Origin of the sequence: Streptomyces sp. NBC_01669 (assembly GCF_026339735.1) — a bacterium.
Lineage (GTDB): Bacteria > Actinomycetota > Actinomycetes > Streptomycetales > Streptomycetaceae > Streptomyces > Streptomyces yanii.
Genome location: NZ_JAPEQG010000003.1, coordinates 143624 through 157405, shown reverse-complemented (window position 1 = coordinate 157405; position 13782 = coordinate 143624). Strand labels below are relative to the sequence as shown.

Annotated in this window: 7 protein-coding genes and 5 pseudogenes; 6 read left to right on the top strand and 6 right to left on the bottom strand. The window is 67.5% G+C overall.

Annotated features, from left to right (window positions below; all coding sequences use genetic code 11):
- Window positions 1-51 precede the first annotated feature (51 nt).
- Window positions 52-174 (top strand): annotated as a pseudogene (locus OG972_RS47655) (ISAs1 family transposase); the annotation flags it as partial.
- 187 nt (window positions 175-361) lie between these two features.
- Window positions 362-1282 (top strand): annotated as a pseudogene (locus OG972_RS47650) (ISAzo13 family transposase); the annotation flags it as partial.
- Window positions 1283-1378: 96 nt separating this feature from the next.
- Here the strand turns inward: OG972_RS47650 and ltrA are convergent.
- Entirely contained in the window at window positions 1379-2695 is a 1317-nt protein-coding gene (ltrA, locus tag OG972_RS47645; RefSeq protein WP_266990225.1) for a group II intron reverse transcriptase/maturase, read from the bottom strand.
- A 641-nt stretch (window positions 2696-3336) separates the two neighbouring features.
- Between ltrA and OG972_RS47640 the strand changes: the two are divergent.
- A pseudogene (locus OG972_RS47640) lies at window positions 3337-4038 on the top strand (ISAzo13 family transposase); the annotation flags it as partial.
- Between the two features lie 507 nt (window positions 4039-4545).
- Here the strand turns inward: OG972_RS47640 and OG972_RS47635 are convergent.
- Together OG972_RS47635 and OG972_RS47630 are read right to left on the bottom strand one after the other, a co-directional pair.
- A complete protein-coding gene (locus tag OG972_RS47635; RefSeq protein WP_266993278.1) occupies window positions 4546-6246 on the bottom strand; it encodes a family 20 glycosylhydrolase in 1701 nt (566 codons plus the stop codon).
- 160 nt (window positions 6247-6406) lie between these two features.
- Window positions 6407-8779, bottom strand: a complete 2373-nt coding sequence (locus OG972_RS47630) for a discoidin domain-containing protein (RefSeq protein ID WP_266993277.1) — start codon at window positions 8777-8779, stop codon at window positions 6407-6409.
- 267 nt (window positions 8780-9046) lie between these two features.
- On the opposite strand from OG972_RS47630, the gene OG972_RS47625 reads away from it, so the two are divergent.
- Window positions 9047-10207 (top strand): universal stress protein, encoded by a 1161-nt coding sequence (locus tag OG972_RS47625; protein WP_323136001.1) that lies wholly within the window; start codon window positions 9047-9049, stop codon window positions 10205-10207.
- A 47-nt stretch (window positions 10208-10254) separates the two neighbouring features.
- Window positions 10255-10647, top strand: a complete 393-nt coding sequence (locus OG972_RS47620; RefSeq protein ID WP_266993276.1) for a hypothetical protein — start codon at window positions 10255-10257, stop codon at window positions 10645-10647.
- Here the strand turns inward: OG972_RS47620 and OG972_RS47615 are convergent.
- A complete protein-coding gene (locus tag OG972_RS47615) occupies window positions 10640-11401 on the bottom strand; it encodes a MerR family transcriptional regulator (protein WP_266993275.1) in 762 nt (253 codons plus the stop codon). The two genes, OG972_RS47620 and OG972_RS47615, sit on opposite strands and share 8 nt — an antisense overlap.
- Before the next feature lie 175 nt (window positions 11402-11576).
- Between OG972_RS47615 and OG972_RS47610 the strand changes: the two are divergent.
- A pseudogene (locus OG972_RS47610) lies at window positions 11577-12049 on the top strand (IS5 family transposase); the annotation flags it as partial.
- A 17-nt stretch (window positions 12050-12066) separates the two neighbouring features.
- Here OG972_RS47610 and OG972_RS47605 read toward each other — a convergent pair.
- Together OG972_RS47605 and OG972_RS47600 are read right to left on the bottom strand one after the other, a co-directional pair.
- A pseudogene (locus OG972_RS47605) lies at window positions 12067-12885 on the bottom strand (APH(3'') family aminoglycoside O-phosphotransferase); the annotation flags it as partial.
- 159 nt (window positions 12886-13044) lie between these two features.
- Window positions 13045-13209, bottom strand: coding sequence for a hypothetical protein (locus OG972_RS47600; protein ID WP_266993274.1), 165 nt, complete (start codon window positions 13207-13209; stop codon window positions 13045-13047).
- Window positions 13210-13782 lie beyond the last annotated feature (573 nt).

Below are 13782 nucleotides of genomic sequence, written 5' to 3'. Positions count from 1 at the left end.
GGTGTGCGGGTCGTGAAGCGGTGCTCCTTACGCTCGGAGTGGAAGCCCTGCCACCACGTCCGCGACACAACGTTCGCCGAGGACGCCTCCGGCAACGCACCACGCGCGATGGCCGCCTGCCGCAACCCGGCCTTCGGCGCCCTGAAACTTGCCGGCACCACGAACATCGCCGCCTGCCCCCGCGGCAACGTAGGCGCGACCCGCACCGCGGCGGTCGCACTGCTCGGGCTCACACGATCACGAACCAGACATCACGCGACTACGCCGAAGCCCTGGGAGCTGGCGATCAATAACTCATCGGTTTGGGTGGGCTGTTGGCCGGTAGGGTGCGGGTGTGTCGGAGGGGATCAAGTCGGGGCTGGTGGATGTGTTCGGTCTGCTGCTGCCGCATCTGGATGAGCGGCAGCAGCGCCTGGTGCTGGGGGCCGCGTCCCGTGTCCTGGGCCATGGCGGGATCCGTACGGTGGCCGGTGCGGCCGGGGTGGCGGAGTCCACGGTGTCGCGCGGGAAGCGGGAGCTGGAGCGTGGGGAGGAGCCCGAGGGTCGGGTCCGGGCGCCGGGTGCGGGTCGGAAGTCTTTACGGGAGGCTGATCCCGAGTTGGTGCCCGCGCTGTTGGCGCTGGTTGAGCCGGATCAGCGTGGTGATCCGGAGTCTCCGCTGCTCTGGACGGTGAAGTCCACCCGGAATCTGGCGGCGGAGCTGACGCGCCAGGGGCACCGGATCGGTCCGGACACGGTGGCCGCGCTGTTGAAGGCGGAGGGCTTCTCGCTGCAGGGCACCTCGCGGACCACCGAGGGGGCCCGCCACCCGGACAGGGACGCCCAGTTCCACTACATCAACGACCAGGTCAAGGCGTATCTCGCCGACGGGCAGCCGGTCATCAGTGTGGATGCCAAGAAGAAGGAGACCCTGGGTAACTACGCGGTCATCGGAAGCGAGTGGCACCGTGCCGGACAGCCGGTCGAGGTCCGCGCGCACGACTTCCCGGAGAAGGGCGCCCAGAAGGCGGTGCCGTACGGGATCTACGACATCGGCGCGGACGCGGGCTGGGTGTCGGTGGGCTGCGACGGGGACACCTCCGCCTTCGCGGTGGCCACCTTGCGCCGCTGGTGGGACGGCGAGGGGCAACGCCGCTACCCCGCGGCATCCCGCCTGCTGATCACCGCTGACGCCGGGGGCTCCAACGGCTACCGCGTCCGTGCCTGGAAGAGCCAACTCGCCGATTTCGCCCACGAGACCGGGCTGGAGGTGACGGTCTGTCACTTCCCGCCGGGGACGTCGAATAGGGTCGGGGACTGGCGCGGTGACACAGCACGTGCGTTCCGTTTCCAGCCCCCGCCACCTCGATTCCGTGCATGCGGTTCTCCCGCACACGGCTCACCGACGCCGTTCACCACCGGCATTCGGCTTCCCCCGCCAGTCCCGGAAGGGCCTGGGGGCGACGACGTTCCCAGAGAGGCTGACCAGGCCCAGATGGTCCGGGGAGGCATACGACACCACGTACCGTCCAAAGCCACGGGAGCGTTTGTGGCGTTTGCCGATGAACAGCGCCATCCGCATCCGCACGTACTCCCTGATCACCCCGAAGCGGTGTGCTGAGTTGCCGTACTTGAAGTATGCGGCCCAGCCGGTCAGGAACCGGTTGAGGTCCTGAACCACCACCTCGGTGGGCAGCAGCAGCCGGGAGCGGTCCGTCAGTTCCCGGATTCGCTCCCGTGCGTGCCGCACCGCCTTGTCCGCGGGCCAGCGGGCGAGGAAGGGGAACGGCCGTCTCCCTTTGAGAGCGGGCGCGTTCACCATCCGATGATGAAAGCCGAGGAAGTCCACTCCCTCGCCTCCCACCTTCAGCTGCACGATCCTGGTTTTGGCTTCCTTCGGCTCCAGGCCGAGCTCGGCCAGCAGTTCCCGAAGCCGCGCCAGCGCGGCTTCGGCCTGCTTCCGGGATCTGCACATCACCACGGCATCGTCGGCGTAACGCACCAGAACCCCGTGCTCCCGCTCGTCCCATGCCCGGTCAATCCGGTGCAGGTAGACATTGCAGAGCAAGGCGGATGCAACCCCGCCTTGTGGGGTTCCGGTTACCGGCCGACGGACCTGCCCCTCCTCCATGACCCCCGCGCGCAGCATCACACGCAGCAGCTTCAGGAACGACTGGTCACAGACGCGTTCCTCGACCGCCTGTATCAACTTCTCGATCGGAATCGCCTCGAAGCAGTTGGCGATGTCCGTCTCCACCACCCAGTTGCGCCCCCGCCAGGACTCATCAATGAGTACCTGGAGCGCATCATGGGCACCGCGCCGGGGACGGAACCCGAACGAGCACGGAAGGAAATCCGCCTCGAACACCGGCTCCGCCACCAGTTTCCACGCGGCCTGGACGATCCGGTCGCGCACCGAAGGGATCGACAGCGGCCTTTGCTCCAGCGTGCCGGGCTTGGGTATGAACACCCGACGCGCCGGAAGCGGACGATAGCTGCCCGTCTTCAGCTCCACGGCCAGTTCATCGAGGAGCCGGGCCACCCCGTACTCCTCAACCTCCTCCACGGTGATCCGGTCGATACCCGGAGCGCCGTTGTTCCGGCGCACCGCCACCCACCCACGCCATAGGACGTCCCTGCGCGAGACTTTGTCCATCAGCGCGTGAAACCGCCGTCCGGGATCAGCCTTGGCCGCCCGGTAGAGCGCATGCTGCAAGGCACGGACCGGATCCGAGGGAGAACGTCCCCCGTCGGCGGGACTAGCCACCTGGGCACTCACCGGGCCCCTCCTCCACATCTCTACGCATCGACGAAGCAGCGGCCCTTCCCTCACCGGCGGTTATGTTGTCCGCTCGGCTCCAGCAGTACTACGGCCGCCTCTGACGCCCACCCGACCAGCACCCACTTCCCGAGGTCATCGGTTATAGGGCACCCAGCTTCCGGCGGCATCTGCGCGCAGGCCACCGGGCCGGGGAGGGCCTCTCCAGTTCCCGCCGTCACTATCCGAACGTTCCGCGCCCCTTACGCCGGGGAGTTCCTCACGGCTGCGATTCCAGGATCTTCGCCGTTTCCATGGCCTTCGCCCTGACACTCCGGGCTCGGCTCTCCCTTGTCCCACCTCACGATGGGGATTTTCACGACGCGGCAGGCTTCGCTTGATGCTACGGACCGTACGGTTGCTCCCCCTGAAGGGCTTTTGACGCTGGGCTTCGACACCGGGCGTTTCCCCCCGATGCCGCCAGCCTGCTACCGGGCCTCCTGGCAGCTACCCGGACCGGACTCGCACCGGCAAGCGACGACGAGCTTACGACTGGCGATCAACCGCCTACATGATCAACCTCCAGCCTTCTGGACGCACAATGGAACAAAATAGAACACAGACTGTTCTCTCAGATCAGCATCAACTGGCGAGGAAGGCCGCTGACCAGCCATGAAATCGTGGTCAACACCATCGGCGCCACCACGACGCGCACCGGACTTGCGATCCATGCCGAGTTCGACCCCGGCTCCTACCCCACCGGCCTGACCGTGCCCGACGCGGTGATGGACTCCTTGCCGCTGACCGAGCACGAGTGGCACGGGAAGTGGAACTACACCCTGCGGCCCGAACCGCCCGCCGCGGTCGCGGCGCCGCGCAGCGAGGATCGGACCCAGCCGGAGGACCGGGCCCCGAACTGGCTGCACCACCCGGTGATCTGCGGCATGGAAACACACGAGTTCGCCGCGCTCCTGGCCGACGTCGAGCAGTACATCCTCGACCACCCACCCATCAGCCTGCACCACAAGCGGGCCCGGCACCGCACCTTGCGGCGCGGCCCGCTCTCGCTGTCCGATCGGCTGCTGGCCACCGTGATCCGACACCGCTGGAAGACACAAGTCAGGACACTGACCGCACTGTTGGGCTCACCCAGGGAGGCGGTCGGCGACGCGGTCCACGAGATCACCCCGGTCCTGGAAGGACTCAGCCACCCCATCAAGCCCGCCCCGATCACCGCAGCCACCGCCCAGGACCTCGCGAACCTCATCGGACAGCACGGCACCAAACCGATGAGTTATTGATCGCCAGCTCCCTGCCCTACCCCATCACCTTCACGACCGCGCCCCCCAACCGCACAATGGCAAGTAGCGGCCTGTCAGCCGGGGCGAACGCGAGGCGTGGACATGAATTGGACAAGGTGACTCCTCCCCCTCATAAATTGAGGCACCCGGTGGACCCAGCACAAGCTGGCCCAGTGGCGGGGCGAGGCGGGGACAACAACGCGCCGTCGTTGACGCGGCCGACGGCATCGCACCATCGGCCAGCTCCCCGACGGACTCGTCCTCGATCGTCGTCCCGCTCACTTGGCGTCTCTCCTTGATCAGCAGATCCGCCGTTGATGAGACACTCCCGCCGGGGAACACCGGATTGTCCCTGGGGCGCTACTGATGGCCTGTCATCAGGCCTTCTGTCACCGAATTTTCTTGATGACCTCATGGGTGACGGCCAAGCCGCCCGCGCGCTTCAGGACCGTGCCGTTCTCTGGAGCATCGGCGAGATCCATGCGACCAACGTCATTACCGCCGCCATCACTCTGGGAGAGCCGACCTGGCCGTCGGAACGCGCCTCTTGACACGGAGACGCTGACCGGCCGCCGTGGCCGCCATCGGGGCGGTCCCCAACCGTTCCAGGACCTCGGCCCGCAGCTCTTCGAGCGTTGCGGTTGGTTTCGGTGAGCCCCATGTCTGCTGCGAAAACACCTGGAGCCACTCCTGGAGCAACCGGGCCACCTCGTCCTGCGACATCGACTGCGGTGAGTCGCACCACACGGACAGGTGAGCGCCGAGGACCGGCTTGTCCTCCGGCAGGTGGAAATCGCCCGCGTTGCCGGCGGCACCCATGAACGTCCGCGGGGTCCAGCGCTCGTAGATCCCCTCCGGGTTCTTGTTGGGGCCGAGCCCGAGGCCGTTCGACGTGAGGATGAAGTACAGGTAGTCACCGTTGGAGTTGATGACTTCATGCCCGGCATCGACGAACTGCTCAGCGTTCGGCTTGCTCGAGTTCCACCGTATCCACACGTCGGCCTGCGTCCGTGGGTCGACGGGGTTCACCCCAGTGCCGGGGTAGATGTCGTCGTTGAACATGCGCGCCACCTTGCCCTTTGCGCGGACCAGGCCGGCGAGCTCGTTCAGGTAGAAGTTGTAGCCGTCGTGAGCGGTGGCCGATGTGTTACCGGTCATATCGCGTGCGTAGTGCACCAGTTGGGGTGCGGTGAGGTCCGAGACGGTGTCCGGTCCGGTTCCCTGCCACGGTGCCGGGAAGAATTCGTCGCCGCCGAGGTGGAAGACCGGTCCGTCGAACAGGTCGCACATCTCGCCGACGATCTCGCGGACGAGACGCCTCGCATCCGGATTGCTGAAGTCCAGATACCCGCCTTGACGCGTGCCGTTGGCGAGCACGAGCTGGTACTCGGGGTGGGTGGACAGGATGTGGTCCATATGACCGGGCGTGTCCACGTCAGCATTGACATGAACGTGGTATCTCTTCGCGAACGCGAGGATCTCGCGCACCTCTGCCTTCGTGAGGTGCTCCTCCGACACGATCTCAGGGTGAGTCTCACACTCCACCCGGAATCCGAGCCCCTCGGACAGGTGGAGCTGGAGGGCGTTCATCTTCAGGAACGACATCTCGCGGATGAGAGCCTTGATCCAGTCCGGCGTGAAGTACTTCCGGCCGATGTCGAGCATCAGCGCCCGCTCGGTCAGGGTCGGCCAGTCGGTGATCCTGCCGACGGGCAGGCTGCCACGCAGCACCTGCACGAGCGTCCTGGTGCCCCAGAAGGCTCCGTCGGCGGTCGGGGAAGTGATCGTGATCCCCTCGTCGGCCACGATCGAGTAGGCCTCCCGGCTGTCGGCGTGCTCGACCGTTCCAAGCCGCAGGACGATGTCGTGGGGCTTGGACTCCCGTGACACCACCACCGGTGGGGTCCGCGACAGATGACCTTCGGCCACCAACTCCTCTGCCAGCACCTCGGCCTCAGCCTGCAGAGACCGCGCCGAGGCGGGATTCAGCACGATGCGGGTTGCCGGTGTGAGGCGCATCTCCACCTCACCCGCCTCGAACTGCTGCACCGCCGGCAAGACCGCCGGGAGACCCCCCTCGGTGGCAACCGACGGTGTGGCGGCGTTGGCAGCCAAGCCTCCGAAGGCGCTCGCCGGGGCGCCGGCCAGGATCGGGAGGGACAGGCCGACGGCCAGGAAGCTGCGACGATTGGCGTTCAGTGAACCCATCGTGCATGCGCTCCTCTCATGAGAATCACGCCTGGAATGTTCCAGATTCTGAGCGGGAGCATGGAAGCCTCGACTCGAGGGATCCGCACCAGTCGCACGGGCGACGCCACGACCGGTGCGGATCCCTCGTGATCTCAAAGCCTCGGTGCCCACTCGCGGGTTACGCGGGGTCGGGCTCCGGGCTCATGGAACGAACTTCCAGGCGCCACAGCGAGTAGCCCCAGCCGGTTGTCCGCTTGATGCCTTGCATCCGCACGTACCGGGCGGTTACCGGATCGAAGGTGAGCTCGTCCACGCGGGCGCCGGACGGCTTGCCCCGAACCGAGGCCACAGTCTTCCAGTTGGCGGCGTCGCCGGAGACCTGGATGTCGTAGTCACGACCGGAGGCGTTCTCCCAGTCGAGCAGGACACGCTGGACGGTCTGCGGGGAGCCGAGGTCGACCTGGATCCATTCATCGTCCCGGTAGGCACTGGCCCATCGGGTCTTGCCGTCGCCGTCGGTGGCGTTCTCCGGTCCCAGGCTCGCCACTTCGGTCGAGGACGCGGTGGTCGGCCGGTGCAGTGCCAGGTCCGGCACCTCGAAGACGCGCATGCTCCACAGGGCGTACCCGTTCTGCTTCTTGCCGGCCTGCGTGCCGACGAGCCGTACGTGCCGTGCCGTGACCGGATCGAACGTCAGAGTGTCTGATCCCGCGGCTTCGCGGCCGGTACGGCTCGCGACGGTGGTCCATTTCTCGCCGTCACGTGACACCTGGAACTCGTAGTCCCGCCCGTAGTCCGGTGCCCAGTCCAGTTCGACCTTGCTGATCGCGACCGGCTTGCCGAGGTTGACCTGCAGCCATGCCTCATCTCCTGGACCGCTGGCCCAGTTGGTGGTGCGCACCCCGTCGAAGGCCGCAGCCGCCTCACCGGCGGAGGCGGTCGCCTCCTTCCCCAGGCTCACCTCTCCCGACGCCGACGCGGCGAGTGTCGTGGAGACCTTCGTCAGCCCGGTGCCCACGCCAAGCTTGCGGACCGTGTCGAGGAAGGCGCTGTACGGCATATCGGCCTTGGCCCCGCTCCACATCTTCTGAGCCAGCGTGCCGAACGTGGGCTCGACCAGCCCGTGCACGTCCAGCTCCGAGTAGGTGGCCTCGGTCAGGTCGTTCCACACCGCCGACATGGCTCCGAGCAACTGCGGGTCACGAGGGGCCACGCTCTGCCCGCCGGGGAAGACATTCGGCTCCCACTGGTCATAGAGGTACTTACCGTCCAGCCCGTGGCCGTGGTAGTAGCCCGCGAACGGGACGATGTAGAGCAGGGCGTCGTTGGTGTTGATGAAGGAGTAGCCGTCTCGCTTCAGCGCCTGCGGTCCGTACCAGCCGTTGTTCCAGCTGTTCATGGTCACGTCGCGGTCGTAACCGTCGCTGTTGGCCGCCATGACCGACAGGCTGCCCCAGGCCCGCGGCTGCTTGCCGAGCGCGCGGATGTGGGCGGCCATCTCGTTGAAGTAGACCTTGTAGCGGGGCTTGTCCACCGTGTACTCGTCGGCGCCGAAGTGCACATCGGGACTACGGAACCAGGGCACGAACTCGTCGAACACCGACTTCATGAACGCGGTGGTCTCAGGCTTGGACAGATCGAGGTGGTCGGACTGGCCGTTGTTGAGGCCGAGCGACGGGCGGAACCGGATGAACGCCAGCGAGTGGGCGGGCGCGTCGATCTCGGGGATGATCGTGACGCCGTTCGCGGCGGCGGTGTCCTCGAAGGAGTCCCAGTCGGCGCGGTCATAGGACCCGTCCTGGGAAGCCAGCCCGCCCAGCTCGGGGTTGTCGGTCTTGAGCCGGAAGCCGGCCTGCACCTCGCTCCAGGGCTTGTCGCCCTTGAAACCGTTGTCGTTGAGGTGCAACTGCAGCTGGTTTAGCTTGAACCAGCCCATCACCCGCAGGTAGTCGCGGATGTAGTCGGCGGTGAAGAACCGCCGCCCGACGTCCAGCATGAAGCCGCGGACTTTGTAGTTGGGCCAGTCCACGGCCGTGCCCACGGGGACGGAATCGCGGCCGTCGTCGAGCAGAAGGATCTGCAGAAGGCTGCGGGTGCCGTAGTAGACACCCTTCGCGGTCGGCGCGGTGATCGTCACGTTGCGATCGGTGGCCGTAAGGGTGTAGCCCTCCTCGGCGAACCGGGCGCCACCCGTCGCGTCGGCGAGGGAGGGATCGATCGACAGGACGATGTCGCCGTCCTGCGGGACCCGGGGGGACACGGCCGGCTTGTGCCCTGTCGCCTCTTCGATCTCGGCCGAAAGTTGCGCGCCCTGGTCGTCGAGTTCGTCGGCCTGCTTCTTGGCCAGCACGATCCGGCTGTGCTTGCGCAACTCGAACGAACCCGTGCCACCCTCCCACTGCTGAAGAGCGGGCACCACGGCGGGTCGGGGGTTGACGTCGGTGTTCGCGGGGACGGGTTCGGCGCCTGCTGACGGCACCGCCAGGAGGGGCACGAACAATCCGAGCGCTATCGCTCCGACCAGTCGAGCAGCATGTCTGTTTATGCGCACTGCAACCTCCGTTCGAGCGGAATTGAAGAAGGTATACCGGAGTTTCCAGTTGAGGTCTAGACCACTTGGTCTAGACCTCCGAGCCGCGGCGCCCGAGTCGTCGAGGGTCAGGTCCCCGCTCGGGTCGGCCAACTCGTGGCGTCGTCGAACTCGCTGTGCGCAGATGTGCGGTTGATGAAATCCGGCACCGCCGCTGCGGCTTCGCCAGATGGCAGCAACGCCTCGCCGGGGTAAAGGTTGGAAGCTGAAGCGAGTGGTGGAGGAGCGGTGGGAAATCTGGTTGTCGTGGGAGTGGACGGCTCGTCGTCGAGTCTTTCCGCGGTGGAAGCGGCTGTGGGGGAAGCCCAGCGGCGTCGTGCTGAGCTGCGCGTGGTGCACGCCTTCAGTTGGCCTGTCAGGCCCATGTATGCGCAGCTGGACCCGTCGCCGCTCAATCGCCTGGTGCACGAGGCTGCGCAGCATGCCCAGAGCGTGGCGCCTGAGGTGGAGGTCACCGAGGCCGTGGTGACCGGCCACGCAGTGGCCGTGCTGGAGGCTGAGTCGCGAGCCGCGGACCTGGTGGTCGTCGGCTCCCGGGGTATGGGTGGCTTCATCGGCATGCTGCTGGGATCAACGGCGGTGTCCCTGGCCGCCCACGGCCAGTGTCCGGTGATGGTGGTCCGTGAGGAACAGGCCGGCGCCGGACCGATCGTGCTGGGTGTCGACGGCTCCCCGGTCGGTGAGAAGGCGGTCGACTTCGCCTTCGCTGAGGCGGCGCTGCGCGGGGCTGAGATCGTGGCTGTGCACGCGTGGCTGCCGGACTACGCGCCGCTTGGTACGGGCCCCGAGAGCCCGGAGCGTCTGCTGGCTCAGGCACTCGCCGGCCGTACGGAGAGGTATCCGGACGTCAGGGTCAGACACGACGTGGTGGGCGGCGAAACCCGCGAGGTACTGATCGCTGCGAGCAAGACTGCCCAGCTCGTTTGGGGACTACGGCTGCACCTGGTGTGCACCCTGCACGGCCTGCCCGTCACCTTCGCCCTGACCGGCGCCAAGGCCGACGAACGCGAGACCCTGCTGGACCTGCTCACCGTCGAGCCGCAGCTCATCGACGAGCGTCCCGGCCAGACACTGATCGGCGACAAGAACTACTTCGGCCGCGAGTTCGAGCAGCAGCTGGCCGAGCTGGACATCCGGCTGCTGCGGCCAGCCCGCAAGGGCGAAGCCGAGCGGGCCGGATCACAGCTGTTCAAGCCGCTGCGGCAAGTCATCGAGTCGATCAACGAGACCTTCAAGGGGCAACTCGACCTCGAACGCCACCGCGGTCGCACACCCGCAGGCGTGGCCGTCCGCGTCCTGCAGCGCATACTCGCGCTCACCGCCGCCATCTGGCACAACGACCACACAGGCCAGCCGATCATGCGCGCACTGACCGCATACGACCACTAAAGCCCTTGGAATCGATCATCTAGGGACGAGCCTGGCCGGAAGGGCTCATGGACGACCGCGACGCCCCGGACGCCATGGCTTCCCAACCGGACGGTCAGGGGCACGAGTCCGCCGGCGTCCTCGGCGAGGAACTGACGGCGGTACTGCACCGCGCCATGGAACAAGCCGCCCACCGTCTCCAGGCCGTCGCGGCGGCCGTCTACCTGCTGACCCCCGGCGGCGACGAACTGCTCGCCGCCATGATCGGCGGCAGCCCGCCGTCCGTCCTCACCCTTCCCGGCCGTCCCCGGATGCAAGAACCCGAGAATGGACAGCGGCTGCGGGGATGCCGCCGGTGGGAGGCGGGAGGAACCTCCGCGATGCTTCGGGTTCCTGCGTTGGCGAACCGTGGAGGGCCGCCGCTGGGTCGTCCCTGCGGCGGCCCCGTTGGGGTCAGCTGAGCCTGGCCGTGGCATACGCCTCGATGGCGTTCCGCTGGTACGCGGCCAGGCCCGGCGCGATCGCCTCGTATGCGGCGCGCCACTGCTCGTTGTCCACGCAGGAGCGTCCCATGGCGCGGTACTCCTCGGCGGACACGGCCCGCAGCGAGGTCAGTGTCCGGTACTGGGCGTCGATCTCGGCCTGCACGGGTTCGGCGTCGGCCGGGTGGCCGGCGGCCATCAGCTCGGCCAGCCGGATCATCTGCGCCGTACGCTCGCGCTGTCCGGCCTCGACGTCCTGCGGGGTCATCGCGGCGACCCTGCGGGCGACCTCATCGGCATGCTCGGGGAAGTCGCGCAGGCTCTCCTCGTACTGGGAGGGCCGCACGCCCTCGAACAGGTTCTCCGGTCGGTTGATGGCGGTCATGGTTCTGCCGTCCTTCCTGAACTGCTCCAGTTCGGCGATCGTGCGGGAGACGGTGCCGGCCAGGGCGTCGAGCCGGTCCCGCTCGGCGAGCAGCCGCCCGTGGTGGCCGCGCAGGGCCTCCACCTCGTCGATCTGCTCGGCCAGGATCCGGCCGATCTCGGGAAGTCCTACACCCAGTGCCCGCAGTACGAGAATCTGCTGCAGTTGCAGCAGCTGGCGCTCCTCGTAGTAGCGGTGGCCGTTGGCCCCGATCCGGGCAGGCGGCAGCAGGCCGATCTCGTCGTAGTGCCGCAGGGTCCGGGCGGTCACGCCCGACATCCGAGCAACCTCCGCGATCGGCCAGTCCATCGCTGCCTCCCTCACAAACGCGTCACCGGGCCGGTCTCTCCGGCCCTGCTCAGGACGGTAGAAGCTGCCGCAACGACAACTTCAACCCCGGAACCCAGGCTCACCCGATTCTCGGCTTCGCGACCGTACGGACGACGCCCACGGCGGACCCAAATGGAGGCCGACTGCTGTCGCCATCGGCCGGTCCCACTGCGGACTGACCGCGAAGATCTACCTTGCCGCCGACGACCGCTGCCGGCCCCTGGCCTTCCGTCTCACCGCCGGCCAGGCCGGCGACGCGCCCGCCTTCACCGATGTCATGGCACGCCTGCGCATCCCCCGCCGCCGTGAACGGCCCCGCACCAGGTCCGACATGGTCCTTGCCGACAAGGTGTGCTCCTCCCGCGCCATCCGCAATCACCTGCGCCAGCGCGGTATCCGTGCCGTGATCCCCGTCCCGGCGGACCAGCAACGTCACCGACTACGCCGGGGAAGCCGGGGCGGCAGGCCACCTTCGACCGCGAGACCTGCAAGCAGCGCAACACCGTCGAGCGATGCATCAACCGACTCAAGCAGTGGCGCGGCATCGCCACCCGCTACAAGAAGACCAACACCATCTACCTGGCCGGACTCCACATCGCATGCGTCTTCCTCTGGTCCGCCCGGTGATCCATACGAACCGACCAGCCCCAAGTAAGCGGGTCGAGATGGCGGTAGAAGCGCAGGCGCTCGTCGTCAAGGGCGATGCCGTACCTCTTGGCGAACGCCACGTCCGCGGTCCGCGCCCGTTCCTCGTCCGCCCAGGTCTCTCGCGCATTGGCGAGCAGCAGCGCCAAGTCGGCGTGGCGGTCGGCCAGCCCGAGGCGGCCCAGGTCGATGAAGCCCGACACCTCCAGGGTCCGCGGATCGAGGACGATGTTGGGCAGGCACAGATCTCCGTGGCAGACAACCGTGTCGGCGACCTCCTGATCCCGTCGCCGAGGGACCTCCCGGGCGAGGCGGGCCAGCAGCTCCGCGGCGGGCGTGTGCTGCTGCTCGACGGGAAGAAACTCTGGGTTCACCGCATCACGGGCCACGACGTCACGTGCCACGGCGACCATGGAGTCCAGACCCTGGCGGAATGGGCACTCCGGCACGGGCACCTCGTGCAGCCGTCGGACCGCGTCCGCGATGTGTTCCCAGGAGGCACGCAGGTCTTCCGCAGGCACCTGATCAGCAGGTATGCCGGAGACGGCACTGGTCACCAAGCAGGCGCCGGCGTCACCGGAGTACCAGTCAAGAACCTGGGGCCCTGGTACGCACTGACGGCCTAGCCATGCGATCCGGTCGCGCTCGGCCCTCAGGTCGACTGCATCCGCGGCAGGCACGCACTTGGCATACCGGGTGGCATCCGCACTGCGAAAGACGCAGGCGCCCGACTCGCCCGCGGTGACACGCAGCCAGTCGCCACCACCTACGCCGAGCAGCTCCGGCGACACGGTCCGAGGTCCGGAGTGATCGCTCATAGCGGCCACTCTAGCCAGCCCGGAATCCAACTCAGGGCCAGATGTTCCCCGCCCCTGCCATGGTCCCGGCGTGCGGCAAGGCATGATCCAACCGAAACGCCCTGGGCGGTTTCGTTCGGAGCAGGGGAAAGCAGGCCACGTGCCCCTCGCTGCTGGCGGCTAGGGCAGACCCACCAGCCCCCAACCGCGGCGGGCAGCCTCCGTGGTCACGTCGCCCCATTCACACAGAAGCGCGGTGAAGTCCTCGAAGGTGTCCGGGCGGCCTGCCCAGCCTTCGCACTCGGCGGCGAACGGCTCGCGCAACTCCTCGAGGTGGGACTCCACTCGCCCCCAAGCACGGGCCTTGCCGGGTACTGCCTCAGGCGGGCACACCAGAAGGACACGCAGGAGCCCGCGGTCGGTGGACGGCGGGAAGACCGAGGGGCCTGGGTGTGGCTAACTACCTGTTTCTCAACCTCCGCCCAGGTGACGGCATCGGTGGAGTGAGGACTAGACTCGCGCGCACCGTGATCGTGTGGGCCCAGCGCAGGGGTAGGCGAGTATGCAGAATCCGTTCCGGGGTGGCGGTCCGGTCGACATCGCGATGGATTGGCTCGCCGTGGTGGTCTCGACCATGCTGCTGATAAAGGGTATAGAGCTGGCTCGGCACGGAGCTTCGCTGTGGTGGCCCGTGATAGCCGGTGCGATAGTCGTCCTCAGTCTCCACAGGTTGTATCGCCGCCGCCGCGACAGTCGCCAGAGCGAGTGTGAGCACGGCTGACTTCCAGGTCTTGCCGTTGCGGTACGACACCGGGGTCGCTGACGCCTCGGCCTGAACACACCGTCCGACAGCTGCCAGAAGCGCGACGTCGACGTACGACGGACCGTCAGCTCCTGGACACGGACCGGCTTCTGGTC

Bases quoted from the DNA above. Each gene is read 5' to 3' on its own strand.
- OG972_RS47635 (WP_266993278.1), bottom strand. From the start codon at position 6,246: ATGGGTTCACTGAACGCCAATCGTCGCAGCTTCCTGGCCGTCGGCCTG.
- OG972_RS47620 (WP_266993276.1), top strand. From the start codon at position 10,255: ATGGACGACCGCGACGCCCCGGACGCCATGGCTTCCCAACCGGACGGT.
- OG972_RS47615 (WP_266993275.1), bottom strand. From the start codon at position 11,401: ATGGACTGGCCGATCGCGGAGGTTGCTCGGATGTCGGGCGTGACCGCC.